We start from the raw sequence: 26,339 nt of genomic DNA on the forward strand, positions 1-26,339 counted from the left end.
TTATTCCTTATCGTTTATATATATGGCTGTATAAAAAGATAAGTTTTGGGTTTATAATAGTTCTAAACTTATCTAACTTATTAATGCATACCTTGTTTTACCCGGTATTCTTACGAATATTCGGAAAAACAATTTAATTTTGACGATTACTGTTAATTTCTAAAGTAGATACGAAATGTTCGATTTTATCGGAAAAACGATTGCCAAAGTGTTCGGAACCAAATCTGAACGCGATATTAAAGAGATTGCCCCTTACGTTGGCTTAATAAATGAAGAATATAAAAAATTAGCTTCCCTTTCTGATGGCGAATTACGGAACCGTACGGCAGAAGTAAAAGCCATTATAGACGAGCGGTTGCAAAATATAGATACTAAAATACAAGCGCTGCACCAGAAAGTAGCCGATGAGCCAAATCTGGATATTATGCAGAAGGAAGCGGTTTTTAACGAAATTGACGAGTTAGAGAAAACCCGCAACAAAGACCTGGAGACCGTATTAATGGAAGTATTGCCCCAGGCCTTTGCCATTGTAAAAGAAACTGCGCGCCGGTTTAAAGAAAACAAACAATTAGTAGTACCCGCTACCGAATTAGATCGGCAATTAGCTGCCCGCAAACCAAACGTAGAAATAAACGGCGACGAGGCTATCTGGCACAACAAATGGCTGGCGGCCGGCAGCGAAGTTACCTGGGATATGCTGCATTACGATGTGCAGTTAATTGGTGGTATTGTATTGCACCAGGGTAAAATTGCCGAGATGGCGACCGGTGAAGGTAAAACGTTGGTGGCAACCCTGCCGGCTTTCCTAAATGCCCTGGCCAAACGCGGCGTACACGTGGTAACCGTAAACGACTACCTGGCTAAGCGTGACTCCGAGTGGATGGCGCCTTTGTTCGAGTTCCACGGCCTCACCATTGACTGTATAGATAAACACCAGCCCAATACCGATGCCCGCCGCCGGGCTTACCAGTCTGATATTACCTACGGTACCAACAACGAATTTGGCTTCGATTATTTGCGCGATAATATGTCGCGGAATACCGATGAACTGGTACAGCGCAAGCACCATTTTGCGATGGTAGATGAGGTAGACTCCGTGTTAATTGATGATGCCCGTACCCCCTTGATTATTTCGGGACCCGTACCGCGCGGCGATGAACACGAATTTTACGTGCTGAAACCGCGTATATCAGTGTTGGTTGATGCCCAACGTAAACTAGTTGGTAACTTATTAGTAGAAGCCAAGCGACTGATTAAAGAAGGTAACGAAAAAGATGGCGGTCTGGCTTTGTTCCGGGCTTACCGGGGTTTACCTAAAAACAAGCCTTTAATTAAATTCCTGAGCGAAACCGGTATGCGTACCATTCTGCAAAAAACCGAGAATTTTTACCTGCAGGATAATGCCCGCCAAATGCCCGAAGCCGATGAACCACTTTACTTTACCATCGACGAAAAGCATAACAATATTGAACTGACCGAAAAAGGGGTTGATATGATTACCGGTCAGGGAGAAGATCCGCAGTTCTTTATAATGCCGGATTTGGGCAGCGAACTGGCCGCAATTGAGAATAATTCGGAAGCATCGCACGAAGAAAAATTGCACCGGAAAGAAAAATTAATGAACGACTTTGCCGAAAAGTCGCAGCGGATTCATACGGTAAACCAATTATTAAAAGCTTATACGTTGTTTGAAAAGGATGTTGAATATATCCTGACCGAAGACAAGAAAGTAAAAATTGTAGACGAACAAACCGGCCGCGTAATGGAAGGTCGCCGGTACTCCGATGGCTTGCACCAAGCCATTGAGGCCAAAGAAAACGTGAAGGTAGAAGATGCTACCCAAACCTACGCCACGGTAACCTTGCAGAATTATTTCCGGATGTACCACAAACTTTGCGGTATGACCGGTACGGCCGAAACCGAAGCCGGTGAGTTCTGGGAAATTTATAAACTGGATGTAGTTGTAATCCCGACTAACCGGGTAGCCCAGCGCGCCGACCAACACGATAAAGTTTACAAAACCGTACGCGAGAAATTTAATGCGGTAGCCGAAGAAATTGTAGAATTAACCAAAGCCGGTCGTCCGGTGCTGGTAGGTACTACTTCGGTTGAAATATCGGAACTGGTAAGCCGAATGCTGCAAATGCGTAAAATTCCGCACCAGGTATTAAATGCCAAGCAACACCAGCGTGAGGCCGAAATTGTAGCTGAAGCCGGTAAACCATCTACCGTAACCATTGCTACCAACATGGCTGGCCGGGGAACGGATATTAAACTTACACCCGAATCGAAAGCGGCCGGTGGGTTGGCCATTATTGGTACCGAGCGCCACGAGTCTCGCCGCGTAGACCGCCAGTTGCGGGGTCGGGCGGGCCGCCAGGGTGACCCGGGTTCTTCGCAGTTCTTCGTGAGTTTGGAAGATAACCTCATGCGTTTGTTTGGCTCTGACCGGATTGCCCGCCTTATGGACCGGATGGGCTTAGAGGAAGGCGAAGTAATTCAGCATTCTATGATTTCGAACTCGATTGAACGGGCACAGAAAAAAGTAGAAGAAAATAACTTTGGTACCCGGAAACGGTTGCTGGAGTACGACGACGTAATGAATGCCCAGCGGGAAGTAGTTTACCGCCGCCGCCGGAACGCTTTGTACGGCGAACGTTTGCAACTCGATATCTGGAACATGATTTACGATACCTCCGAAGATATTGCCCTGAACCACAAAGGCAGCGGCGACTACGAAGACTTTAAACTGAATATTATCCGGGTGTTTGGTTTCGACAGCGAGATTACGGCCGATGAAATGCAGCGCCTGCAGCCGGAGCAACTGACCGAACGTTTGTATCAGGAGGCTCTGACTTATTATTTAGATCGGACCAAAAATATTTCTGAGCATTCGTACCCGATTATTTCGGATATATTCCTGAACCGGGGCGCTTTAATTCAGAATGTAGCTGTGCCGTTTTCAGATGGTCGCCGGCAGTTAACCGTTGTTGCTGATTTAAAGAAAGCATACGAAACGCATTCGCAGGAATTAATCCGGGAGATGGAAAAAATTATAGCGCTGGCTACTATTGATACTGCCTGGACGCAGCACTTGCGCGAAATGGACGACCTGAAACAATCGGTGCAAAATGCCGTTTACGAGCAAAAAGACCCGCTGTTGATTTACAAATTCGAATCGTTTGAGCTGTTTAAGCGCATGATTGGTAAAGTAAACGAAGAAACTGTATCTTTCCTTTTCCGGGCCGATATTCCGGTGCAGGAACGCGAAGAAGTGCAGGAAGTACGCGAAGCGCGTCCGAAGCCACAGCCAAAAGCGCCGGCTTTAAAATTAGAAAAAGAAGAAGCACATTCGGGCCTGGATGGTGGCAGTAACAACATACCAAGTATGCCGCCAGCAGCAGAACCCGAGAAACACATTCCGGTACGGGCGCACAAAGTTGCTAACCGGAACGATAAAGTAAGTGTTCGGTACAACGATGGTCGGGTTGTACGAGATGTGAAGTTTAAGAACGTAGAACAAGATGTGACCAATAATCGTTGTGTGATTATTGAAGACTAAGCATATAGAAACGCAAAGTAATATAGCACCTTATATCGATCATACGCTTCTGCGCCCCGATGCAGACGAGCGTATGATCGTTTCTTTATGCGCCGAGGCAGAGGAATTTGGGTTTGCGGCAGTTTGCATTCCGCCTTGTTTTGTAAAGCTGGCCAAAAACACGCTGAACGGACATGATATTAAAATTGCCACCGTTATTGGCTTTCCGTTGGGTTACCAAACCGCCGAAGTAAAATTTTTTGAAGCCCATAAAGCTTTAACTACCGGAGCGGCCGAAATAGATATGGTCATGAACCTGGCGGCTTTTAAATCGGGGCACTACGCCGAAGTGGAAAACGAAATTGGCGAAATGGCAACGCTATGCCATTTTAAAAATGCGCAACTTAAGGTAATTATTGAAACAGCTTTATTAACCGAAGAAGAAATAAAAAAAGCTTGCGAAATATGTACCGAAGCCGAAGCTGATTTTGTAAAAACTTCTACCGGGTTTTCCAGCCGGGGCGCTTCCGTTAACGATGTAAAATTAATGCGAAAATATTTGCCCGACTATATTCAGATAAAAGCTTCTGGTGGCATTCGCGATTTAGCCTTTGCCAAAGAATTAATTGCCGCCGGTGCCGATCGGATCGGTACTTCGGTGGGTATTCAATTAGTAAAAAATGAAAAAGAATTTCTTTAGTAGTGTATTAGTTTTATTATTTCTCTTTTTCATGTCGGCTTGTGCTACCGCTGTTAGAACAACCGGTAGTACCGATGCGCGCATCGAGGGAACTGCTAAAGCCGAAGATCTAAGTAAATATCGGCCAAAATTTGACTTGCCTGCCGGCGCTACCGGAACAAATACCGGTTCAACTGCTGCTGCTACCGCTATACCAACCAATCATGTTAATACCAAAGTAGCAGCGTTAATGGATACTTTAGCCAACATGAATAAATCTATCCGGTTTGCGCAGGGCTATCGCATATTGGCCTACACTGGTATGGAACGAAAGACTGCTCTTGATCTAAGGGCGGAAATTGTGGCGCGGTTACCCGATGAACCGGTTTATCCGCAATACAAACAACCTACCTGGCGGGTTAAAGTAGGCGATTATTTCAGCCGGATTGAAGCCCAGCAAGTACTACTCCGGATTAAAGATTTAGCGCCCAATGCCATGATTGTGGTGGACCAGATAAATGTAAAATAAAAGGCCTAGATTGGCCTTTTTTGTTTTAAGTGGTTAATATTTCTAATATCTGAATTTTATCAGATTAATAAGAGCTTAAAACTATCATTCCATTGCGTTTTAGATAAACCAGATTAGTTTTATTAACTTTCGCTTTTCAATTAGAAATCTCAGTTTTATATAGTTATGGCTGATTTAAAAGAGGCAATTAAAATAATGGCAGCCGATTTCGCTGCCGATACGGTAAGCATTCGCCGGCATTTACACGCCAATCCCGAACTTTCTTTCCAGGAATATAACACCTCTGCTTTTGTTAAAAGCAAATTGCAGGAGTACGGTTTGGCACCAATTAGCATGGCCGATACAGGCGTGGTAGCTTTAATAGCCGGCAAAAATCCAGAGAAGCGAACCATTGCCCTGCGGGCCGATATGGATGCCTTGCCCATAAATGAGCAGAACGCAGTAGATTATAAATCGAAAAACGAAGGCGTAATGCACGCTTGCGGCCACGATGTACATACAGCTTCTTTGCTGGGGACTGCCCGTATATTAAACCAATTGCGCGAAGAATTTGAAGGTACCGTAAAACTTATTTTTCAGCCTGGCGAAGAAATTATTCCGGGTGGCGCTTCTATCATGATAAAAGAAGGCGTACTGCAAAACCCAACGCCCCAGGCAATATTCGGGCAGCATGTTTTTCCGGTATTGCCGGCCGGTCAGGTAGGGGTACGTTCGGGTATGTACATGGCCAGCTCCGATGAATTGTATGTAACCGTAAAAGGTAAAGGCGGCCACGGCGCCATGCCCGAAATTAATATTGATCCGGTGGTAATTGCCGCGCATATTATTGTGGCCTTGCAGCAAATTGTGAGCCGTCATGCCAGTCCGCGCATACCTACTGTATTATCATTTGGTAAAGTTATAGCCAACGGTGCCACCAACGTAATACCCAACGAGGTAAAGATGGAGGGTACTTTCCGGACCATGAACGAACCATGGCGGGCCGAAGCGCACCAGAAAATGAAAAAAATGGCCGAACAAATGGCCGAAGCCATGGGCGGCAGTTGCGAGTTTACCATCCGTCGAGGTTATCCTTATTTGCAAAACTCCCCCGAGTTAACGGCTAAAATGCGGTCGGCGGCTGAAGAATTTTTAGGCACAGAAAACGTAATAGATTTGGATATTTGGATGGCCGCTGAAGATTTTGCGTATTATACCCAACAGGTAGATGCTTGCTTCTATCGGCTTGGTACCCGCAACGAAGAGCGCGGTATTACTTCATCGGTACATACGCCTACTTTTGATGTGGACGAAGCATCGCTGCAAACAGGAATGGGTTTAATGACCTGGCTGGCATTGGAAGAACTAAAAAGCTAACAGCTTTAAATAGCTTCTGGAATAGCATTTAGCGGGAGAAATATTCGGGAATAATATTAATAATTAATAAAGCATTTGTGCAGTTGAAATGGACTTTACCTCGAGTTGGGCGCTGGGGTAAATATGGGGTGACGCTTTACTTTTTTAGCTTTCTATTTTCTCCGGGGGCAAGCCTAGCCCAACATAAAATAATGCGGCCGGCTAATTTCTGGCCCGAGTTGCAGGTAGAATACGTGCTAAAAAATACCAGCTTCTTTTATTTCCGGAATCATTATCGTTTTAATTTTGATGATGCAAATAATTATTTAGGCGAAAAAGGCCTGACCGAAAGCCTGGAGCGGGTACAAGTGCGGGCTGGGTATGAACAGGTGTTTAATAACCAGTGGAGCTTAGGCATTGCGGAGTCTTATGCCAAAGAACAAACGCGCGGCATTTTCTTTAACGAGGTTTACGCCCGCCATATAAGTACCTTCGGAAAAATCCGGTTTGCGCAACGGGCCTCTTTTGAGCATATTTTGCGGTGGCCAACCAATAATAATGGCCGCATCCGGTTCCGGGCCGATTTAGAGCAAAATATTAATGTAGGCAAAAGACTTATCAGGCCCCGGCTTTCCTATGATTTGTTTTATAATATTAGCTACCAAAATCCCAAAGGGCCAAATATTGCCCAACGACTGGTTGATCGTACCCGCTTACGGCTGGAGGTACTTTACAACTTTAACGAAAGATTTTCGGCTACGCCTTATTTTACCGAACAGGTAGATTTTACGGGTAAAGCGCCAGAATACAGCGCCGCGGGAGAAATAATAAAGCCGGCTAGCAAGCAAAATGCGCATACTCCTATTGTCGGTCTGGATTTGCGCTACGTTTTATTTCATGGCGGCGAGCCATTTCCCCGGACATTACCTAGCCATTCGAGTAAATAAAATAATTATTTAACTGACTTTTAGTCTTATTTTAATATTTTTATATAGTTTTTAATGTCATAGTGTCTGGATTTTGTCGGATTTTTGGTTTGGTATGGAATTTATTAATAGTTAGATATCAGATTAAGAAATTAAAAATTCAGACATAAAACTAGGAGATTAAAACCATGACAGTAGCAAGAGTAAACGGTCAGTTACTAGACAGATTACCAGAAACCTATGGTACCCTGTTAGATAAATTTTTTACCGAAGGCTTAACAACTAAGCGTAATTTAACTACCTTCCGTCCGCAGGTAGATGCCATTGAAACACAAGAAGCCTTTAAGTTTGAAGTAGCTTTACCCGGTTTCCGGAAAGAAGATGTACAACTGGAATTACAGGAAGGTAAATTAACTATTTCGGGAGAGCGGAAGTTTGATACCGAAAATAAAGAAAACAAGTATCACTTCATCGAAACCAATTACGGTAAGTTTAGCCGTTCTTTCTTCCTGCCCGATAATATTAACGAAAGCGCCATAGAAGCGCAGTTCCAAAATGGTCTGTTAACTGTAGTAGTACCTAAAGATGCACAGAAGGTATTAAAGCGGCAGATTGAGATAAAATAATTTTTGAGATAAAACAAAAAAGACGCATATTTTGGCGTCTTTTTTGTTTTATTACCGTTATTAAAAGCTAAGTAGAGCCGGAACTATGGCCAATATACTAACACTAAAATATTAAGCGTTACTATAATCCAGGGTAATTAGGAAATCCGGCACAAGACTTATTAAAATACACCATTAAACCTTATTTGTTTTATTTATGAAAGCAAGACAATTTATGTTTGGCCTTGTGCTTTCTGCCGTAATGGGCGGCGGTATAGCTATTGGAGGTTATAAATTATTAGACGATCAGGAGCAGGCACAGCAAGTACAGCTGCAAAACCAAAATGTACGGTACTCCAGTTTGTTACGCGATAGCGACGTTAAAGTACCGGAAGGCTTAAACTTTATTACAGCTGCCCAAACTGTAACGCCCGCCGTTGTACACGTTATGACGGAGTACGGCGTAACAGCCGCAAAAGGTGGTTCGCGGCAGCGCGACATGATGGACCCTTTTCTGCGCGATTTCTTTGGCGATGATTTTGAAAATTACCATCGCCAGCAAGGGCCTTCTATGGGTTCTGGTTCCGGCGTAATTATTTCTTCGAACGGTTATATCGTTACCAACAACCACGTTATTGATAAAGCCGATAAAATTGAAGTAGTACTGGATGATAAACGTAAACTACAGGCTACCCTGGTTGGTACCGACCCCAGCACTGATTTGGCTTTGTTAAAAGTAACAGCTGATAATTTGCCTACAGTACGTTATGGCAACTCCGATAACCTGAAAGTAGGCGAGTGGGTGTTAGCCGTGGGCAACCCTTTTAACCTGAACTCAACCGTAACTGCGGGTATTATTAGTGCCAAAGGCCGCAGTGTTGGTATTATTCAGGCCACCGACGATAAAAATAACAACGTAGGAATTGAGTCTTTTCTGCAAACCGATGCCGTTGTAAACCCTGGTAACAGTGGCGGTGCCTTAGTAAACCTGAACGGTGATTTAGTGGGTATTAATACTGCTATTGCTAGCCGCCGGGGTTCTTTCGAAGGTTATTCTTTTGCCGTACCATCCGCTATTGTAAGCAAGGTAGTAGACGATCTCCTAAAATACGGGGAAGTACAGCGGGCGTTATTGGGTATCCGGATGCAGGAAGTGGATGCCCGTTTGGCGGAAGAAAAGAAAATTAAGAACCTGAACGGTATTTACGTAGTGCAGTTAACCGAAAACAGCGCCGCGCAAGCAGCCGGGTTAAAAGAAGGCGATATAATTACCCACATTAACAATACTCCGGTTAATACTTCGGCCCAGTTGCAGGAGCAGGTTGCGCGTTACCGGCCCGGCGATAAAATTAAAGTTACTTACATTCGTGGCGGCGATGCCGAAACCGTAACAGCAACCTTACGCAACCGCATGGGCGATACCAATGTGGTGAAACGCGAAGCAGCTAAAGCCATAACTTTCTCAGGTGCTAAATTCTCGCCGTTGAGCAAAGACGAGTTGAATAAATTAAACCTCGACGGTGGTGCCAAAGTAAGTAATGTGAAGGCCAGCCAATTTAAAAATTCCGGCATCGAAGACGGCTTTATTATTACCCGTATCGATAAATCTAAAGTAGAGAAGCCACAAGATGTAGAGCGGCTGCTGAAGAATTCGGATGATGAAGGTGTATTGGTAGAAGGTATTTATCCGGACGGCCGCCGGGCTTACTACCCAATCGGTCGCCGATAAATGAAATATATTTATTAAAAAAGCTCCTGTGGTAATCACAGGAGCTTTTTTTTGTTCCCTAAATCTCGCTGCTTTTACTTAAAGCATTATCACATTCCTGGGTTTTCACGTAATTAAAGTAGCGCATCAGCAAATTTTTAATTAATTCCTGAAATCATGAGCCAATCAACTGCTATTAGAAATTATTTTTCGGTTACTATTTTAGAGCAATTAGGCATTAACGCGGTAAATAATGCCTGGAGTACGGGTTTAAATGAGGGTGGTGAAAAGAATGAAGCAATTAAGGAAATACATTCGCCGGTAGATGGTAACCTGATTGCGAAGGTACGAATGGCTAATGCCGCCGATTATAACACGGTAGTTAACCGTGCGCAGGAAGCTTTTTTAGTTTGGCGTAAAGTGCCTGCGCCCAAACGCGGTGACATTGTGCGGCAGATTGGCAATAAATTACGCGAGAATAAAGAAGCTCTGGGCCGTTTAGTTAGTTACGAAATGGGTAAAATAGTGCAGGAGGGCTTAGGCGAAGTGCAGGAAATGATTGATATCTGCGACTTTGCTCTTGGGTTGTCGCGGCAGCTCCACGGCCTTACCATGCACTCCGAGCGCCCCAACCACCGCATGTACGATCAGTATCATCCGTTAGGTATAGTGGGTATTATTTCGGCTTTTAATTTTCCGGTAGCGGTCTGGAGTTGGAATGCCATGTTAGCGGCAGTTTGCGGCAATGTGTGTGTCTGGAAACCCTCCGAGAAAACACCTTTATCAGCTATTGCCTGCCAGCATATAATCCGGGAAGTATTACAGGAAAACGATCTGCCCGAAGGAATATTTAACCTGGTAATCGGCGATGCTGGTATTGGTAGTTTAATGGCCCACGATACCCGAATTCCGTTAATATCAGCCACAGGCTCTACGCCCATGGGCAAGAAAGTAGGCGAGGCAGTGGGGGCGCGATTGGGTCGGGCTTTGCTGGAGTTAGGCGGTAACAACGCCATTATTATTACATCCAATGCTGATTTGGAAATGGCGCTCCGGGCCGTGGTGTTTGGGGCCGTTGGTACTTGCGGCCAGCGCTGCACCTCTACGCGCCGACTTATTATTCACGAATCGGTTTACGAAGAAGTAAAAGAACGGCTGATAAAAATATACGCTAACCTGCCCATTGGTAATCCTTTACAGGACAATATATTAGTAGGCCCACTAATTGATAAAACCGCCGCTAAAGCTTTCGAGCACGCCATAGCCGAAGTGCAAATAGAAGGCGGTAAATTATTAATTGGCGGCGAAATATTAAGCGGCGATGGTTACAAAACAAGCACCTATGTTACCCCGGCTATCCTGGAAGTAGAAAACTATTACCCCACTGTACAGGAAGAAACGTTCGGGCCAATTTTATATCTGATTAAATATTCCGGTGGGTTAGAGGAGGCCATTGCCTTACAAAATGGCGTGAGGCAAGGTTTGTCTTCGGCCATATTTTCTACGAACCTGTTCGAAACCGAAGCTTTTTTATCGGCCTGGGGCTCTGATTGCGGCATTGCCAACGTAAATATTGGTACTTCCGGCGCCGAGATTGGGGGTGCTTTTGGTGGTGAAAAAGAAACCGGCGGTGGCCGCGAATCGGGTTCCGATGCCTGGAAAGTTTACATGCGCCGCCAGACCAACACCATTAACTTTGGCAGCGAGTTGCCCTTGGCGCAAGGCATAAAATTTGATATTTAAGCCAGTTTTATTTGGTAGCTAACAGCCGCTGATAGAGGTCATAATTTTCCTGATCAAACACCACAAAAACTACATACTCCAGAAAAGAATCCTCAGCTAAAAACTTGCGCACAGTTTTTATAGCTACTTGTGCGGCTTTGTCTTTGGGGTAGCCATACACACCAGTACTGATATTCGGGAAGGCTACAGTTTTAGCGCTATTTTCTACTGCCAGTTTTAAGCTGTTCTGGTAGCAATTTGCTAGTTGCTCGGGTTCGTCCATTTCGCCGTTTTGCCAAACCGGACCAACCGTATGAATAACGTATTTAGCTGGTAAGCGGCCCGCTGTGGTAATAACGGCTTCTCCGGTTGGGCAAAAGCCTTGCCGGGCTCTAATTTCCTGGCAAGCTTCCAGAATAGCCGGTCCGCCAGCGCGGTGAATGGCGCCATCTACGCCGCCGCCACCCAATAACGAACTGTTAGCTGCATTCACAATGGCATCTACGGCTACCTTGGTAATATCTCCCCGAAATAATACCAGCCGGCTGTTTGATTGGATTTCTTCTTGCCAGGTATGAGCCATATATTAATTTATTTTAGCGGTTTTCGTTAAAAATAGGAATGACTATAATATTGTTTACCTAGCATAAGTGCCGGAAATAAATTCCTATTAAAAATAAGCAAAGCAAATATAAAGGGTACCTAAACCGAACCCACATGCTAAAATAAGGTGTAAATAAAAGGCGCAATTGCCGAGCTGCCACCAACTACCAGAAGCACCCCAATGAGCAATAGCACCAAAATTACCGGTGCCAGCCACCACTTTTTATTTTCTTTTAAATATTGCCACAAATCTTTTAAGAGTTCCATCCTACCTTGAGTAATATACCTAAGAAAGTTACGTAATATATTTTAATATTTGCTGCCGGATGCTTTTGCAGTTGCGGGTATAAATGTTTATACCCGCTCCCGAACAAACCTGTTTTCAAAATTAATGCATAATTATGATTGATTCCCCTGAATCAGAATTTTTAAACCGCCAACAAGCTTTTGCCCGAGAAGAAGAACGTTTTAAGCGCAAAGCCAATGCTATGGGCTGGTTACGTTTAGCTATTTTTATTGCCGGTGCTGTTAGCTGCGGCTATTTATTTTATTACAACCAAAATAGCCTGGGTTTTGTGGTGCTGCTGGTGGCGTATATATTTTTTCTGGTAGCTTTAAAAAAACATACCAAGCTACAGTATAACCAAAAACATAATCGGTTCCTGAAGAATATAAACGAAGCCGAAATAGAACGTTTAAACGGGAAGCTTAACCCTTTTGAAAGCGGGAGCCAATTTAAAAATGCAAAACACCCTTACACTGCCGATTTAGATATTTTTGGCGAACATTCGGTCTATCAGCTGATAAACCGGGCTGTTACCAGTATTGGAAAAGAAAAAATAGCTAATTGGTTAAGCAATGCTGCATCGGTGCTGGACATAACAGAACGACAGGAAACTGTGGCCGAACTAGCCCCGGATATTGATTGGCGGCAACACCTGCAGGCCAAAGCACTGCATTACAAACACCAGGTAGAAGAGCCTTTTCTGTTTTTCGATTGGCTGAAAGCGCCCGATTTTTACCGGGATAAAGCTTGGTTAAAAGTAGCTACTTTTATTTTACCGCTTTTAACCATTGGCAGCATTGTCTTATTTTTCAGCGGTTTTACCGGTTATCCGGCGGTAATATTTATGCTGGTGCAATACTTATTGTGTTATAAATACGCGGCAGCCCGCGACGATTATTACGAAAAAAGCAGCGGCATGTACGATGTGCTACGCAGTTACCGCGACATGCTTCGGCATCTCGAAAACCGTCCTTCGCAGGCAAAGAAACTAAACACATTAAAACAAAACCTGGTAATTGCAGGGCAGCCTGCATCCGTTCAGATTCATCGTTTAGCCGTAATTGTAGAATATTTGGCAGCCCGGATGAATGTGTACATGAGCTTTATTCTGAACGCCGTTTTAATGTGGGATTTTTACTGGATGTACCGCCTGGAACGATGGAAAAAACATGTGGCTCCGGATTTAGAACATATTCTGGATGTAATTGCCGAAACAGAAGCTTTGGCCAGTTTGGCCGCTTTTTCTTATGCTTACCCGCAATATGCCCAACCAACCCTCAGCCAAATTCCTTTTGAAGTGGATGCCGGTGAACTGGGCCACCCATTAATATTTACGCAACAACGCATTACCAATAATTTTAAAATGGCCGGGGCGGGACATACCTGTATTATTACGGGCTCTAACATGTCCGGTAAAAGTACCTTTTTACGTACCTTGGGCGTTAACATGGTGCTGGCCTTAGCCGGGTCAGTGGTTTGTGCCCGCCAGTTCCGGTTGTACCCGGTGCAGGTATTTACCGCCATGCGCACCGAAGACAACTTAGCCGAAAGTACTTCTTCGTTTTACGCGGAGTTAAAAAGGCTGCGGCAATTACTGGATTTAACCACTGATACAACCCCGGTTTTTTACTTACTCGACGAAATATTAAAAGGCACCAATTCCCGGGATCGGCACGAAGGTGCAAAGGCTTTAATAAGGCAAATGCACACCCGCAATGCCGCCGGGTTGGTATCTACCCACGACCTGGAATTAGGAGGCATGCAGCAAGATCATCCGGAATATATTACCAACTACAGCTTTAACAGTACCATTGAAGAAGATAAAATATTATTTGATTATAAACTGCAACCGGGCTTGTGCCATAGCTTTAATGCCAGCAAACTGATGCAACTAATGGGAATAGAAATAGATAAATAAAAATTAATATAATAGCTGCTGCGCGCATACAGAACTGAAAAATATTGGATATAAGTAAATGGTGAAACAAACGGCGGTCTTGGTCTTATTGCTGAGTTGTGTTTTTAGCGGGTGCTACGGGCAGGGCTTAGATGCAGCTACTTCCGTGCCCGATATTTCTAAAAAATATTACCTGGTACTAGATAAACCGGGTAAGGTTAGCCGTATTCGTTTTTACCCTGGTAGCCAGATTAGCTTTAAAATAACCAATGATAAAAGACTTTACGCGGGCAAGCTAGAAGCCGTGCGGAAACAATCTATTGTTATTTTTAATACCGAGCTGCCTATCCGGGAAATCAGGAAAATAAAAGTAGTACAGCGGGCTCCCGCGGGCAGGTTTTTATATGGTTTGGGTAGCGGCATCCGGGGCGTCGGCTCCCTTTTTACCTTAATTGGGGGCGGTAATTATTTATTTACCAATGATAAAGAAAATGGCCGGGTTACTGCTTTGGCCGGATTATCAGCCTTAGGTGTGGGCCAATTATTCCGGGGCTTTAACCGCCGCACCTACAACATAAATAAAAACCGGCAACTCAAAACCATCCAGATTATTTAAGACTAAACCCAATATTGGTTTGTAGCTTTGCCCTAACATTAAAAAATATGCGTGTAATTAGTGAAATACCTCATCCGGCTGTTAAAATAACTGTGTTTTCCTGGAACGGGAAATATATTGTTAAGCTCGAAAAAGGTTCTTTTGAACAAACTTATAAAGTAAGCGAAATGGATATTCTGGATGAAAACGATATTCCAAAACTGTTGGATGAAGCTTTTATTGCAGCCGCGTTGCAACGTTTCCGCGAGATGGGCCAAGCCTGGCAGGAAGCTCAGGAACGCTTGGAATAACAACTATCTGGGTATAACTATATTTTATTTAGCTGCCATTGCGGCAATTACGTAGAATATTTAATTAAACTAAAAAAGTAATTTTTTTATTTGCTAACGCAGGAAAATACAAATGGAAAATGATTTTTCGGCTCTTAAGTCTTTGCAGGAACTGAAAAACCTGTTGGATTCTGGTGCCATTACCCAACAAGAGTACGAGGTGCTGAAGGGAAAAATTATTTTTGGTAATAGTTCTTCATCTTCGGCAACTCCCCCAAACGCCGTACCGCCAGTGGCACCGGCCAGCCCGGAAGTACCTAAAACAACGGTTCCCCAGTCGGTTGCCGCTAATCCATTAACGCCCGAATATCAGCGCGTAACCAATACAGCAGCCGAAAATAAGGTTAATGCTCCGGAAAATGTAAACCGCAATGAATATTTGGGTGATAATACTATCAACCAGCCGGAAGAATTAAGCGAGGTAAAACGCAAAGATTGGCTCTTAACCATTCTGATAACCCTGGCAGTTGTATTGTTAATTGGTTTGGTGGCTTACCAGTTTTTTAGCGATTCAGAGTCGGAGCGATTAACAAGTATAAGTGGCCCGGATGCGGAGGAAGTTACAACAGCAGCAGAACCGGCCACTGAAACTGAGGAAAATATTGCCGCTACTACGCCGGCTCCTGTGGTAACCGATACAGCTCGTTTAAATCAGCCAAAAGAGCCAATTGCCGCGGTTAATACAACACCAACCGAATTAACCACGCCGGAAACGGCTACGCAACCAACTACCGAAAACCCGGCTACTACCACTGTACCCGTAACACCGCCGCCCGCATCTAAAATAACCGACGAAGAGGCTTTGAATAAAATAAAAGATCGGTTGCAGGCTTATTATGCCGATATGAAGACCGCGCCTTTTGCCGCCCAAAATCATTTTGCCCCAACGGTAGAGCGGTATTATACCTTAACGGGTACTACGCCGCAGGCCATCAACGAAAATATTAGTTCTTACCACTTTAACGAATTTCAGGATAGCCAATCGAGCATAGAAGATGGCTCACTTAAAATGACTAACCGCGGCGATAATAATTATGAGGTAACTTATATTGAACACGGCACTGCTTTCCGGAAGTCGAAAGGGCAAAAACAAGAAACTACTGCGCGGGTAAGGGCCCGGTTTGATAAAGACTTTAAGTTAACTTATTTCCGGCAGGAACAATTACTGGAAAACAGGTTTATAGAAGAATAGAATTCATCTAAAAACAAAAGGCCTTCCGCATCTGCAGAAGGCCTTTTGTTTTATGGGGCTAAATAAAATTAACCAATAGAAATGCGTTTGAATTCGCTAACGGTTAAACCTTTGCTGGTTTTATCCAATAATTGCGCAATAGATAAAGAGTTATCTTTTACAAATTCCTGGTTTAACAAAGTATTTTCTTTGTAGAACTTGTTCAGTTTACCCATGGCAATTTTTTCCAGCATGGCTTCTGGCTTGCCTTCGGCGCGGGCTTGCTCTTTACCAATTTCAATTTCACGCTCAATCGTAGCTGAATCAACGCCGTCTTTATCCAAAGCAATTGGCTTCATAGCGGCAATTTGCATGGCTACATCTTTACCAACTTCGGTAACATCGGTGCCGTTGGTGTTTTTTAAGCCTACCAATACACCTAATTTGCCATTAGAGTGGTTGTAAGCCACAACCTGGTCGGCGGTAACAGACTCGTAAGAAACTACATCAATTTTCTCGCCTATTTTACCCATTAAATCGGTAATATGGTCTTGTAAGGTACGGCCATCGGCTTGGGCAGTAGCGAGTAAATCTTCTTTGGTAGCAGCATTGTTAGCAACAGCGGCTTCCAGAACAGCTTTGGCTAAACTCTGGAAATCGGCAACCTTAGATACTGGCTCAGTTTCGCAAGCTAAAGCAATTACTTTACCGGTAGTACCATCGGGGCTTACCTGCGTCAGAACAACTCCTTCTGATGTTGCATTATCGGCACGTTTGCTGGCTATTTTCTGACCTGCTTTACGCAGAATATCTTTAGCTGCTTCAAAGTCACCGTTTGCTTCGGTAAGTGCTTTTTTGCAATCCATCATACCGGCTCCGGTTTCCTGACGGAGTCTGTTTACGTCTTGTGCTGTAATAGCCATATTTTTTATTTAGTTAAAAGTTATGAGTTAAAAGTTAAAGTCAGATTTCGTGAATATTAAATTCTGTATCTATTAGCTAGCATCCTATATCTAGTATCCAACATCCAACGTTTGATTTATGCTTTAAAAAAAACTGAACATCAGAATTAAGTTTTCCAATGTTCAGTTTCTGAGGTATTAAAAGATTTAAGATTATTCTCCTGAGTCGGCAGCTACTTTTTCAGCAATACCTTCTTCTTCAGAACGCTTACGCTCGGTATCTTCTTTATCTACTTTTCTTTCAGATAAACCATCTTCAATGGCTTTACCCATTACGCTTACAATAAGCGAAATAGATTTAGAAGCATCATCGTTAGCCGGAATTGGGAAATCAACTAGCTCTGGGTTAGAGTTGGTATCGACAATCGCAAATACCGGTAAGTTTAATTTCTGCGCTTCTTTAATAGCAATGTGCTCACGCTTTACATCCACTACAAACAAAGCAGCTGGTAACCGGGATAAATCAGCAATACCACCCAATACCCGCGATAATTTTTCCCGCTCGCGCGATAACATTAAACGCTCACGTTTCGCCATTGCCGCATAAGCAGTGTTGTCTTTTACCATTTTATCAATGGTAGACATTTTCTTTAACGACTTACGCACGGTTGCAAAGTTGGTAAGCATACCACCTAACCAACGATCGGTAACGTAAGGCATTTTAAGTCTTTTTGCTTCTTCGGCAACAATATCCTGGGCTTGTTTTTTTGTAGCCACAAACAGGATTTTACGACCCGATTTAGCTATCTGACGGATAGCAGCCGCTGCTTCGTCTAAAGAAGCAATGGTTTTGTTCAGGTCTATAATATGGATGCCGTTTTTTTCCATGAAAATGTAAGGAGCCATTTTCGGATCCCATTTCCGGGTAAGGTGCCCAAAGTGAACACCGGCATCAAGTAATTCTTTATAATTTGTTGTACTAGCCATTTTGTAAATACACCTTTAAGATTAACGTTTAGAGAACTGGAATGAACGTCTCGCTTTTGCTCTACCAAACTTCTTCCGTTCCACCATACGTGGGTCGCGGGTTAAGAAGCCTTCTTTCTTCAGGGCCGGACGGCTTTCTGCATTTTCAGTTACCAAAGCTTTGGCAATGGCTAACCGGATTGCTTCGGCCTGGCCGCTGGTGCCGCCACCTTTTACATTCACCCGAACGTCGTATTTACCAACGGCATCCAATGTTTTGAATGGCTGGTTTACAATTGTTTGTAATACTTCGTTAGGGAAGTATTCTTTTATATCTCTATCGTTAATAGTGATATTCCCTTGCCCAGGCGCCATGTAAATACGCGCCACCGAGGTTTTTCTTCTACCAGATGTATTGAGAATTTCCATTAATTATGTTTATGAATTGATTTTAACTTGTTTTGGCTGTTGTGCTTCGTGCGGATGCTCGGCTCCGTTGTACACAAACAGATTACGGAATTGCTCGCGGCCCAAACGGGTGCGGGGTAACATACCGCGTACTGCTCTTTCTATTACTCTAGCCGGCGATTTTGCTTTTAGCTCACGAACAGTAGTACGTTTCTGGCCTCCTGGGTAACCAGAGTGCGTTACGTAAACTTTATTGTCTAATTTTCTACCGGTAACCCGTAAGTTAGTGGCATTAATAACAATTACGTTATCGCCACAATCTGAATTTGGAGTAAAAGAAGCTTTGTGCTTACCTCTTAAAATGTTGGCTATTTGGCTGGATACCCGGCCCAATGTTGCGTCTCCGGCGTCTATCACTACCCAACCTTTATTAGCGGTCGCTTTACTAACTGATAGCGTCTTATAACTTAAATGATCCATTATTTATGGTTAAATGGTTATAAATGAATGATTTCCTGCTCAGGAATTCTGAAAGGAGGTGCAAAGTTAAGATTATTAATCGAATTTGCAAAATACTGATAATTAAAAATATAGTTAAAAACCTTTTGCCAAAAGTGGTTCAGTAAAGCGGAAATTTTTAAATTTTATGGCTACTTAAGGTGCGGCCTTACCTACTAAATGGTTGGTATAAAATCTGGCAAATAAGAAGTAATAATATTTTTTAAGAAGTAGTCAGTTTACTATTTGTATTGGCGCAGCATTTTTAGCAGCACCTGAAAATCTTTTGGGTACGGTGCTTCTACCGAAATTTGTTCCCCGCTTAAGGACGAAAAACTTAATAGCGAAGAATGCAGGGCGAAACGCTTAATAAATGGTTGCTCTTCCTCTTCTTTCTTTAAATTAAATTTCCGCTTCAGGCTCGATAAGTACACGTGTTCTCCTTTGTATAAGGTATCGCCCACAATAGGCGCTTTCAGAAAAGCCAGGTGTAAGCGGATCTGGTGCATGCGGCCGGTAATGGGTTTGCAGGCTAATAAGGTATGCTGGCTAAATTTTTCCAGGGTGGTAAAATACGTTTCGGCGGCTTTGCCCGAGCGACTTAACTTGGCCGTACCCTTTAAACCCGGCTGAATAGCTTTATCTACGCATAAATCCTGAAAGTCGTGCGTGCCCCAAGCTACCGCGTGGTACAATTTGGTTACTTGGCGGTGTTCAAACTGCATTGATAAGTGGCGGTAAGCTTCATTATTTTTAGCCAAAGCTAGCGTACCCGAAGTTTCCTTATCTAACCTGTGACAAGCCTGCGCATCTTCGTGATATTGCCGGGCCAAACGCAAAATATTGGTGCTTTGGGGAGTGCGGTCTTCGAGGGTAGCTAGAAAAGGAGGTTTATTAATAATAATAAAGTCGTTGTCTTCGAAAAGTATTAAATCCTTAAAAACAGGATATTTCATATTCGTTGGTCGTTAATCGTTGTTCATTATTCGCGCTTCGAATGTTTATTGTTTAAAAATTCGATGTTCGGAATAATTTTAGATTGACTGCAAAGATGCAGCTTTATTTTATTAACGTAACAAAACAGCTTTTGATAACTAAACTAGCAAAAGTAAAATTTTGCCAAGGCAATGAGAAAGTACAGTCTATGGCACATTATGAATCTCCGATTAACGAACAACAATTAACGAATAACGAATTTAAACCTTTGCTTTGCTCAGCCGGAACCGCATAGATGTGCCTTGGTTTAACTTGCTGGTAAGTTCTATGGAAGATCGATGAGCTTCTAATATATGTTTAGATATGGCTAAACCCAAACCCGAACCACCGTTTTCGCGGGAGCGGCTTTTGTCAATACGGTAAAAGCGTTCGAAAACCCGGGTTTGGTGTTCGGTAGCAATGCCGGGGCCATCGTCGGTTACGGTAACCTGAATGCGTTTTTTGGTTTCGGTAAGTTTAACCCAAATATTACCGGCAGAATGGCCGTATTTAATGGCATTGTCTATTAAGTTTATTAATACTTGTTTAATCCGGTTTGGGTCGGCGTAAACCAGCAAGGGCTCTTCACTTTTGGTTTCGAGGTGTAAAGTTACTTGCTGCTGGGCGGCTTTTTGTTCTAATTCCTCAAACACTTCGCGGCAGAGTACTTCAATATCAAAGTTTTTCTGCTCCATTTTAACTACGCCTTTTTCCAGTTGCGAAATACTGATTAAGTCCTGCACCAAATTATCCAGGCCATCGAGGCTTTTAGCGGCTTTCTGTAAAAATTTATCGCGCACGTTTTCGTCGTCAATAGCCCCATCGAGCAACGTATGAATAAAGCCCTGGGCCGCGAAAATAGGGGTTTTGAGTTCGTGCGATACATCGGCCAAAAATTCCCGCCGGAGCACCTGCAAACGTTTTAATTCATCTATTTCTTTTTGTTTCTGCTCGGCCATGTACAGAATTTCATCTTTAATCCGCTTGAGCGGATCGGGCCGGAACAAAAATTTATTACTCATTCGCCGGAATTCTTTGCGCTTTATATTTTCCAGGCCAGCATAAATATTATTTATCTCCCGGAAAATGAGGATTTCGAAAGAAAAATAAATAAGGATAAAACAAACCGAGAAGGTTAAGCCCAGCGTAATGGCCAGCCCACGCATAGATAAATATGGCGAAAAGAAAAGGAAAGCCGTAAATATAGCCGCTGCTACCACCGAAACAATAATGGCTATTGTCCGGGAATTAAATTGCATACTTAATCTGTGTTAAATTTATAACCAACGCCTTTTATGGTTTTTATGTGATCTTCGCCAATTTTCTCGCGCACCTTTCTAATATGCACATCTACGGTACGGGCAATTACAAATACATCGGTACCCCAAATATTATTCAGTAACTCTTCGCGGTTAAAAACTTTATCGGGGGTAGCAGCCAGGAAAGAAAGCAGCTCAAATTCCTTTTTAGGTAAGGTAATTTTTTCGTCGTCTTTAAACACCGAGAAACTTGTCCGGTCTATTCGCAGGTTACCCACCTGAATTACTGCATTCGTATCGGCCGTTTGGCTGGCATCGCGCCGAACGTAGGCGGCTAAGCGGCTCAACAGTGCCCGGGGTTTAATGGGTTTGTTAATAAAATCGTCGGCGCCGGCCTCAAAAGCCGCCACTTCCGAAAATTCTTCGGAGCGGGCTGTTAAAAATATAATAAAAGTTTCTTTAAAATCTGGTAATTCCCGTAAATGCCGGCAGGCCGTAATGCCATCCATTAAGGGCATCATTACGTCCATCAGAATAATATCGGGCTTAAAGGTGAGGGCAGTAGCTATAGCGGCTTTGCCGTTTTCGGCGCTAGCAACTTCGTAGTTTTCCCGGGTTAAGTTGTATTGCAGGAGTTCTACAATATCCGGATCATCGTCTACTACCAGAATTTTATAATTAGCCGTTGTTTGCACTTTGTTGTATCTGAAATTAGGCTAGGTAAAGCCGTTGGGTTAAAACCTTAACAAAGATACAATATTTAAACGGGTAAGGTATTGGTTATAAAGCGGCTGTATGTTAAGAAATTATTAAGAATTAACTAAAAGCAGCCAGCCAACTTAGAATGGGCGGTTAACTTCTTTTGTCAATATTTAGCTTGTACTTTAAACCGCTGTACTGGTATAAATTTACTTTTATAGAACCCACAAACATTTCGGCCTTAATCATAACCGGAATTTTGTTTTTATCGTCGGAGAGGTAGACCGAAACTGCATTTTCGCCGGAGAATAATTTATTAGCCGGCATTTTGGGTACCAGTTTGAAGGCCTGAATATTACCGGCTTTGGTTTCTACCATTTCGCGCCCCCGGAAAATAACCGTAAAATCATACACTTGATCGTCGAAGAACCCTTGCAGCCGGATTACGTCGCCGTTTTTATATTTATCGAGGTTTAAGGTGCGCATGTAGTAAAAGCCGCTCACAATATCCTGCACATTTTGCGGTATCTTAAAGGTTTCGGTGCCTTTTTTGTCTTCTACTACCGCCAGGTTCCGGTAATGATCAAAATTTACGTATTCTTTTTTGCGGTACTTGCCTTCCTCAATATTCCGGTGAAAGCGTATTGGTAAAATAGCAGTGGTATCTATATAAGAGCGCCAGGTATCGCGGATGCGTAGGAAAAAATCGAAAGAGCCAACGGTTTTGCCGTATACATTAGCTTTGTAGCAAGCCCGGTTATTTATTCGCTGAATATTCGGGTCGATATCTATAACAGCTTCCGCAGCGTTGATCATGCCGTAATGCACCTTATACCGCAGCACTTCACCGGTCGAAAAAGAATCCTGTTCCACGCGGCGCAGGGTATCGTTCATTACAAAACCCGATGCTATTACTAGCACCACCAGAAACAACAATATAGCCGGTAAAAACTTATTCATATAATTTAAAAGCTGGCCTTTATTCTTCTGCATGAACAAATGTTATACCAACAATACAAACGGTAAATTTAAGAGAATGATTTTATATGCAGAACCCTAAGTAATAAAAAAAGGTGCCTGGAACAGAGCACCTTTTAGTTTTTACCTAAATGTAATATTTAATTATTCATCGTTTAAAGCAGCGGCTACTTTTTCGGGCTCGCCTTTTACAATAGCCCGGATTTTACCTTCAATTTCTTCCATTAAGCCTTCATTGTCCAGCAACAGTTGTTTTACCGCATCGCGGCCCTGGCCTAATTTATCGCCGTTGTAAGAGAACCACGAACCTGATTTCTGAATAATACTTAATTCTACCCCTAAGTCCAGGATTTCACCTACTTTAGAAATACCTTCGCCGTACATAATATCGAACTCTACTACTTTAAACGGAGGCGCTACTTTGTTTTTCACCACCTTCACTTTGGTACGGTTACCGGTTACATTATCGGCACCTTCTTTAATCTGACCAATCCGGCGAATATCTAAACGTACCGAAGCGTAGAATTTAAGCGCGTTACCACCGGTAGTAGTTTCGGGGTTACCAAACATTACCCCAATTTTCTCGCGCAACTGGTTAATGAAAATACACAAACAGTTGGTTTTATTAATGGTACCGGTAAGTTTACGCAAAGCCTGCGACATTAAACGGGCCTGTAAACCCATTTTGCTATCGCCCATATCGCCTTCCAGTTCACCTTTAGGAACCAAAGCCGCTACAGAGTCGATTACAATAATATCAATAGCGCCGGAGCTAATCAGGTGGTCGGCAATTTCTAAGGCCTGCTCCCCGTTGTCTGGCTGCGAGATTAATAAGTTAGTGGTATCAATACCTAATTTTTCGGCGTAAACCCGGTCGAAAGCGTGCTCGGCATCAATAAAAGCGGCCAGGCCACCTTTTTTCTGCGCCTCAGCAATACAATGCAAGGTTAAAGTTGTTTTACCAGACGATTCCGGACCATAAATTTCAACCACCCGGCCTCTTGGAAGGCCGCCTACACCCAGTGCAATATCAAGCCCCAAAGAACCGGTGGATATAGCAGGAACTTCTTCCACTTTGTTATCGCTCAGTCTCATAACAGTGCCTTTGCCGTAGGCCTTGTCGAGTTTATCCATGGTTAACTGGAGAGCTTTTAATTTTTCGTTGTTTGCACTCATTTTTATCTTTTTATATTGCTTAATTTCAGGCCTAAATTACAATTTTTTACACTAATTTCCAAGCTTCGCCGTGCTAAGAAACCGCGGTAATTGAGGCTCATTTTTAACATACACGAGGGCTTTTTCGTGCCATACAGACCGCAATTTTATGAAGATATTTTATTCTTTTTTTCTCTTGATTTTAACCTTTTCGGGTAGAGTAGTTTATGCCCAGCTAGACAATTCGGCCCTTGAAAAAAAGCTTACCGTAAAGCCCGAGTACGACCAGGATTTCCGGATTGGGCTGGATGCTTTCGGCTTTTCGAAGAACAACGAATATTTTAATGACATTGCCGATGGTTATACTTTATTTGGTTATCACCTGAACCCCAAGCTGGTTTATTTTCCGGCCAGTTTTATTCGGGTAGAGGCGGGCGCCTTGCTTTGGCAGGATTTTGGAACTAATAACTTTAACCAGGTGCGGCCAACGTTTACCATAAAAATTCAGAAACCAAATTACCAACTCTTGTTCGGAAATTTGCAAGCCAACGTGAGCCACCGCTACATTGAGCCGCTGTACGATTTAGAAAAAGTAATAAACGACCCGCTCGAAAACGGCATTCAGTTTATCTGGCACCGCGACAAACTCTGGCTCGACTCCTGGATAGACTGGGAAAAAATGATTTATAAAGGCGATCCGTTCCGGGAAGAAATTGCCGGCGGCATTAGCGCGGAACAGCGCTTGTGGCAAGACGAGGTGCGGGGCTGGCGGCTAAGTTTACCGGTACAGTTTACCGCTCAGCACAAAGGCGGCCAGATAGATGCTTCTCCTTTACCGCTGGTAACGCTGTTTAATGGTGCCGCTGGGTTTAAACTCCGAAAAAATATTGATGGCAATTTCTGGAAAGCCTGGCACACTGAAAATTATTTGGTAGGGTTCAAAGATTTTTCTAATGTGTACCAATATCCTTATACCAGCGGAACGGGCATTTACTTAAACGCCGGCATTGATACGCGGGTGCAAAACGTGATGCTGAGTTACTGGCGGGGCAATGGCTACCTGGCCGAGCAGGGCGGACGATTATTCCAGTCGGCTTCGTCTACGTTTAAAAAACCTGATTATTTAGAAAAACACCGGGAGCTCCTGATATTAAGGTTTAGCCACGATATTAAATTAATTGACGATATGTTTTTGACTATCCGGCTGGAGCCGCTTTACGATTTTAACGAACCACAACTAGAGTTTTCTAACTCGTTTTACATTAGGTTTAATACCGATTTTTTTGTGGCTAAACGACAGAAGTAATTGACGTGTATAAATATTTAATACAAGGCGTTAAAATCGCTCCGGGTAAGGCCGTAATAATAAACATCAATTAATTGCCGGCTGTTGTCCCGGAAATCCTGCCGGATTAAGCCTTCGCGCCGGAAACCGCAACGCTCGGCTAACTCGTAGCTGCGGTTGTTTTGCAGCGAGCAACGGATGTATAATTTATTTATGCCGAGTTTACCGAATGCGAAAGTTACAACGGCGCGCAAGGCCTCAGTGCCGTAACCGCTGCCTTCCGATGAACCCGCCAAATAATAACCTACCTCGGCCTTAGGTACTGAATGATCGAAGTTTTTTAACGAAATATCGCCAATATATTGGTTTTGTTCTTTGCGCCAGATACCAAAGGCGTATACCTGCCCTAATTGCCAATCTACCCGGAACCGCTTTATTAAACGCAGGGCTTCTTCGTACCGGTTGGTTACCCGCACCCGGCTGGGAAAGGAGGGCGCTAAACGAATTTTATTTTCCTGAATTAAATCTAAAAAAGCTTTTGTATCTGGTTCCTGGTAAGCCCGTAACCGCAGGCGATCGGTTATTAACTCTGTTTCTACTGCTATTTCGGCCATACCGGTGAAAAAAGAAGTTAAACAAATAACCGATTTTTGCCCATCGGTGCCAGATTATTTTTTGGTTCCGGTATAGTTATATTGCAAAGGGCTGCCCAACGTTTTTTGGGTGGCCATTACATTCAGTACCCGGGCGGCTTCGTTAAAATATTCTAAGCGCCGAATCAGCAGTTCTTTAACCAGTACGGTACCTTCGGGCGTTTTCATGTAAGAGCGTTTGTCGTTCAGAATTTTTTGCATAGCCCGTGAGGCGTGGTCTTTCTGGTGAACGTACAAGTCATGAAACTCGCTTACAGCATTTAAATCATCGGCTTTTACCCCAAAATTTTCGCCGGTGGTGTTAAGCACGGTGCACAAAATTTTAATCTCAAGGGGCAACGATGTCTGAAACGGTGTGCGCTGTATTTCTACATCGCCGCGCAGAACTTCTAATATGATATTCAGGTTTTGTTCAAATAATTCGTAAAGGGCTTTGGCTTCCATGCTTCTTTTAAAAGAATGTATATATTATTAATACCGCTGATTTGGGGGTAAAGTTAGCCAAAAGCCATTTACTTTTTAAACAATGTTACAGCTACTTAAAACCAAAAGCTTGAAAAGTAAAAAAGCCTGTTTAATATTAAATTAAACAGGCCCATGCAATATTTTATAAA

Annotated in this window: 26 protein-coding genes; 13 read left to right on the forward strand and 13 right to left on the reverse strand. The window is 43.3% G+C overall.

Translation table 11 applies throughout. The features are described from left to right. Window positions 1-175: 175 nt before the first annotated feature. From secA to amaB, 8 genes are all read left to right on the forward strand, one after another. Entirely contained in the window at window positions 176-3,562 is a 3,387-nt protein-coding gene (gene secA, locus F0145_RS02220) for a preprotein translocase subunit SecA (RefSeq protein ID WP_150086430.1), read from the forward strand. Next, the gene (gene deoC, locus F0145_RS02225) at window positions 3,552-4,241 is read left to right on the forward strand and encodes a deoxyribose-phosphate aldolase (protein WP_223815768.1); all 690 of its coding nucleotides are present in this window, start codon (window positions 3,552-3,554) and stop codon (window positions 4,239-4,241) included. The genes secA and deoC overlap by 11 nt, the downstream gene beginning before the upstream one ends. Next, a complete protein-coding gene (locus F0145_RS02230; protein ID WP_150086432.1) occupies window positions 4,222-4,749 on the forward strand; it encodes an SPOR domain-containing protein in 528 nt (175 codons plus the stop codon). The genes deoC and F0145_RS02230 overlap by 20 nt, the downstream gene beginning before the upstream one ends. Window positions 4,750-4,914: 165 nt before the next feature. After that, window positions 4,915-6,105 carry a M20 metallopeptidase family protein gene (locus F0145_RS02235; RefSeq protein WP_150086434.1) on the forward strand — a complete coding sequence of 397 codons (1,191 nt, stop codon included), beginning with the start codon at window positions 4,915-4,917 and terminating at the stop codon, window positions 6,103-6,105. 191 nt (window positions 6,106-6,296) lie between these two features. Further along, window positions 6,297-7,031, forward strand: coding sequence for a porin family protein (locus tag F0145_RS02240; RefSeq protein ID WP_150086436.1), 735 nt, complete (start codon window positions 6,297-6,299; stop codon window positions 7,029-7,031). Between the two features lie 167 nt (window positions 7,032-7,198). Next, the gene (locus F0145_RS02245) at window positions 7,199-7,636 is read left to right on the forward strand and encodes an Hsp20/alpha crystallin family protein (RefSeq protein ID WP_150086438.1); all 438 of its coding nucleotides are present in this window, start codon (window positions 7,199-7,201) and stop codon (window positions 7,634-7,636) included. 196 nt (window positions 7,637-7,832) lie between these two features. Further along, window positions 7,833-9,344: a Do family serine endopeptidase gene (locus F0145_RS02250; protein WP_150086440.1), complete on the forward strand. Its 1,512-nt coding sequence runs from the start codon at window positions 7,833-7,835 to the stop codon at window positions 9,342-9,344. 156 nt (window positions 9,345-9,500) lie between these two features. Beyond that, window positions 9,501-11,066, forward strand: coding sequence for an L-piperidine-6-carboxylate dehydrogenase (gene amaB, locus F0145_RS02255; protein WP_150086442.1), 1,566 nt, complete (start codon window positions 9,501-9,503; stop codon window positions 11,064-11,066). A 7-nt stretch (window positions 11,067-11,073) separates the two neighbouring features. Here amaB and F0145_RS02260 read toward each other — a convergent pair whose 3' ends face one another. Together F0145_RS02260 and F0145_RS26055 are read right to left on the reverse strand one after the other, a co-directional pair. Then, window positions 11,074-11,628, reverse strand: coding sequence for an O-acetyl-ADP-ribose deacetylase (locus F0145_RS02260; RefSeq protein ID WP_150086444.1), 555 nt, complete (start codon window positions 11,626-11,628; stop codon window positions 11,074-11,076). Between the two features lie 137 nt (window positions 11,629-11,765). After that, entirely contained in the window at window positions 11,766-11,915 is a 150-nt protein-coding gene (locus F0145_RS26055) for a DUF5989 family protein (RefSeq protein ID WP_190277447.1), read from the reverse strand. A gap of 134 nt (window positions 11,916-12,049) precedes the next feature. Between F0145_RS26055 and F0145_RS02265 the strand changes: the two genes are divergently transcribed. The 4 genes from F0145_RS02265 to F0145_RS02280 all read left to right on the forward strand — a co-directional run bounded on the left by F0145_RS02265 (window position 12,050) and on the right by F0145_RS02280 (window position 15,968). Then, window positions 12,050-13,852 (forward strand): MutS-related protein, encoded by a 1,803-nt coding sequence (locus tag F0145_RS02265; protein WP_223815769.1) that lies wholly within the window; start codon window positions 12,050-12,052, stop codon window positions 13,850-13,852. 58 nt (window positions 13,853-13,910) lie between these two features. Then, on the forward strand, window positions 13,911-14,447 hold the full coding sequence (locus tag F0145_RS02270; protein WP_150086446.1) for an LSm family protein: 537 nt from the start codon (window positions 13,911-13,913) through the stop codon (window positions 14,445-14,447). Between the two features lie 47 nt (window positions 14,448-14,494). Further along, window positions 14,495-14,737, forward strand: a complete 243-nt coding sequence (locus F0145_RS02275) for a hypothetical protein (protein WP_150086448.1) — start codon at window positions 14,495-14,497, stop codon at window positions 14,735-14,737. A 112-nt stretch (window positions 14,738-14,849) separates the two neighbouring features. Beyond that, window positions 14,850-15,968 (forward strand): SHOCT domain-containing protein, encoded by a 1,119-nt coding sequence (locus F0145_RS02280; protein ID WP_150086450.1) that lies wholly within the window; start codon window positions 14,850-14,852, stop codon window positions 15,966-15,968. A gap of 68 nt (window positions 15,969-16,036) precedes the next feature. Here the strand turns inward: F0145_RS02280 and tsf are convergent, their stop codons facing one another. The 9 genes from tsf to recA form a co-directional block, all read right to left on the reverse strand. After that, complete coding sequence (tsf, locus tag F0145_RS02285; RefSeq protein ID WP_150086452.1) at window positions 16,037-16,870, reverse strand: translation elongation factor Ts; 834 nt, start codon at window positions 16,868-16,870, stop codon at window positions 16,037-16,039. Window positions 16,871-17,062: 192 nt separating this feature from the next. Next, window positions 17,063-17,836 (reverse strand): 30S ribosomal protein S2, encoded by a 774-nt coding sequence (gene rpsB, locus F0145_RS02290; RefSeq protein WP_150086454.1) that lies wholly within the window; start codon window positions 17,834-17,836, stop codon window positions 17,063-17,065. Window positions 17,837-17,857: 21 nt separating this feature from the next. After that, on the reverse strand, window positions 17,858-18,244 hold the full coding sequence (gene rpsI / locus F0145_RS02295; RefSeq protein WP_150086456.1) for a 30S ribosomal protein S9: 387 nt from the start codon (window positions 18,242-18,244) through the stop codon (window positions 17,858-17,860). A gap of 9 nt (window positions 18,245-18,253) precedes the next feature. Continuing rightward, a complete protein-coding gene (rplM, locus tag F0145_RS02300) occupies window positions 18,254-18,703 on the reverse strand; it encodes a 50S ribosomal protein L13 (protein WP_150086458.1) in 450 nt (149 codons plus the stop codon). 260 nt (window positions 18,704-18,963) lie between these two features. Beyond that, window positions 18,964-19,677, reverse strand: coding sequence for an RluA family pseudouridine synthase (locus F0145_RS02305; RefSeq protein ID WP_150086460.1), 714 nt, complete (start codon window positions 19,675-19,677; stop codon window positions 18,964-18,966). A 240-nt stretch (window positions 19,678-19,917) separates the two neighbouring features. After that, on the reverse strand, window positions 19,918-20,955 hold the full coding sequence (locus F0145_RS02310) for a sensor histidine kinase (RefSeq protein ID WP_150086461.1): 1,038 nt from the start codon (window positions 20,953-20,955) through the stop codon (window positions 19,918-19,920). Between the two features lie 2 nt (window positions 20,956-20,957). Next, on the reverse strand, window positions 20,958-21,650 hold the full coding sequence (locus F0145_RS02315; protein ID WP_150086463.1) for a response regulator transcription factor: 693 nt from the start codon (window positions 21,648-21,650) through the stop codon (window positions 20,958-20,960). Between the two features lie 157 nt (window positions 21,651-21,807). After that, a complete protein-coding gene (locus tag F0145_RS02320) occupies window positions 21,808-22,614 on the reverse strand; it encodes a DUF3108 domain-containing protein (protein WP_150086465.1) in 807 nt (268 codons plus the stop codon). A gap of 162 nt (window positions 22,615-22,776) precedes the next feature. Next, the gene (recA, locus tag F0145_RS02325) at window positions 22,777-23,808 is read right to left on the reverse strand and encodes a recombinase RecA (RefSeq protein WP_150086467.1); all 1,032 of its coding nucleotides are present in this window, start codon (window positions 23,806-23,808) and stop codon (window positions 22,777-22,779) included. 148 nt (window positions 23,809-23,956) lie between these two features. Here recA and F0145_RS02330 point away from each other — a divergent pair, with 148 nt between their 5' ends. Next, entirely contained in the window at window positions 23,957-25,093 is a 1,137-nt protein-coding gene (locus F0145_RS02330) for a hypothetical protein (RefSeq protein ID WP_223815770.1), read from the forward strand. Window positions 25,094-25,110: 17 nt separating this feature from the next. Here F0145_RS02330 and F0145_RS02335 read toward each other — a convergent pair whose 3' ends face one another. Together F0145_RS02335 and F0145_RS02340 are read right to left on the reverse strand one after the other, a co-directional pair. Beyond that, on the reverse strand, window positions 25,111-25,686 hold the full coding sequence (locus F0145_RS02335; RefSeq protein ID WP_150086469.1) for a GNAT family N-acetyltransferase: 576 nt from the start codon (window positions 25,684-25,686) through the stop codon (window positions 25,111-25,113). A gap of 54 nt (window positions 25,687-25,740) precedes the next feature. Next, a complete protein-coding gene (locus F0145_RS02340) occupies window positions 25,741-26,169 on the reverse strand; it encodes a hypothetical protein (protein ID WP_150086471.1) in 429 nt (142 codons plus the stop codon). Window positions 26,170-26,339 lie beyond the last annotated feature (170 nt).

Source organism: Adhaeribacter rhizoryzae, from assembly GCF_008629685.1.
In the GTDB taxonomy this organism is placed as follows: domain Bacteria; phylum Bacteroidota; class Bacteroidia; order Cytophagales; family Hymenobacteraceae; genus Adhaeribacter; species Adhaeribacter rhizoryzae.

Bases quoted from the DNA above. Each gene is read 5' to 3' on its own strand.
- F0145_RS02305 (WP_150086460.1), bottom strand. From the start codon at position 19,677: ATGAAATATCCTGTTTTTAAGGATTTAATACTTTTCGAAGACAACGAC.
- F0145_RS02260 (WP_150086444.1), bottom strand. From the start codon at position 11,628: ATGGCTCATACCTGGCAAGAAGAAATCCAATCAAACAGCCGGCTGGTA.
- amaB (WP_150086442.1), top strand. From the start codon at position 9,501: ATGAGCCAATCAACTGCTATTAGAAATTATTTTTCGGTTACTATTTTA.
- F0145_RS02240 (WP_150086436.1), top strand. From the start codon at position 6,297: ATGCGGCCGGCTAATTTCTGGCCCGAGTTGCAGGTAGAATACGTGCTA.
- F0145_RS02230 (WP_150086432.1), top strand. From the start codon at position 4,222: ATGAAAAAGAATTTCTTTAGTAGTGTATTAGTTTTATTATTTCTCTTT.
- F0145_RS02250 (WP_150086440.1), top strand. From the start codon at position 7,833: ATGAAAGCAAGACAATTTATGTTTGGCCTTGTGCTTTCTGCCGTAATG.
- F0145_RS26055 (WP_190277447.1), bottom strand. From the start codon at position 11,915: ATGGAACTCTTAAAAGATTTGTGGCAATATTTAAAAGAAAATAAAAAG.
- recA (WP_150086467.1), bottom strand. From the start codon at position 23,808: ATGAGTGCAAACAACGAAAAATTAAAAGCTCTCCAGTTAACCATGGAT.
- F0145_RS02330 (WP_223815770.1), top strand. From the start codon at position 23,957: ATGAAGATATTTTATTCTTTTTTTCTCTTGATTTTAACCTTTTCGGGT.
- F0145_RS02270 (WP_150086446.1), top strand. From the start codon at position 13,911: ATGGTGAAACAAACGGCGGTCTTGGTCTTATTGCTGAGTTGTGTTTTT.
- rplM (WP_150086458.1), bottom strand. From the start codon at position 18,703: ATGGATCATTTAAGTTATAAGACGCTATCAGTTAGTAAAGCGACCGCT.
- secA (WP_150086430.1), top strand. From the start codon at position 176: ATGTTCGATTTTATCGGAAAAACGATTGCCAAAGTGTTCGGAACCAAA.
- F0145_RS02275 (WP_150086448.1), top strand. From the start codon at position 14,495: ATGCGTGTAATTAGTGAAATACCTCATCCGGCTGTTAAAATAACTGTG.
- F0145_RS02340 (WP_150086471.1), bottom strand. From the start codon at position 26,169: ATGGAAGCCAAAGCCCTTTACGAATTATTTGAACAAAACCTGAATATC.
- F0145_RS02245 (WP_150086438.1), top strand. From the start codon at position 7,199: ATGACAGTAGCAAGAGTAAACGGTCAGTTACTAGACAGATTACCAGAA.
- rpsB (WP_150086454.1), bottom strand. From the start codon at position 17,836: ATGGCTAGTACAACAAATTATAAAGAATTACTTGATGCCGGTGTTCAC.
- tsf (WP_150086452.1), bottom strand. From the start codon at position 16,870: ATGGCTATTACAGCACAAGACGTAAACAGACTCCGTCAGGAAACCGGA.
- F0145_RS02320 (WP_150086465.1), bottom strand. From the start codon at position 22,614: ATGAATAAGTTTTTACCGGCTATATTGTTGTTTCTGGTGGTGCTAGTA.
- F0145_RS02335 (WP_150086469.1), bottom strand. From the start codon at position 25,686: ATGGCCGAAATAGCAGTAGAAACAGAGTTAATAACCGATCGCCTGCGG.
- F0145_RS02280 (WP_150086450.1), top strand. From the start codon at position 14,850: ATGGAAAATGATTTTTCGGCTCTTAAGTCTTTGCAGGAACTGAAAAAC.
- F0145_RS02265 (WP_223815769.1), top strand. From the start codon at position 12,050: ATGATTGATTCCCCTGAATCAGAATTTTTAAACCGCCAACAAGCTTTT.
- F0145_RS02235 (WP_150086434.1), top strand. From the start codon at position 4,915: ATGGCTGATTTAAAAGAGGCAATTAAAATAATGGCAGCCGATTTCGCT.
- F0145_RS02310 (WP_150086461.1), bottom strand. From the start codon at position 20,955: ATGCAATTTAATTCCCGGACAATAGCCATTATTGTTTCGGTGGTAGCA.
- rpsI (WP_150086456.1), bottom strand. From the start codon at position 18,244: ATGGAAATTCTCAATACATCTGGTAGAAGAAAAACCTCGGTGGCGCGT.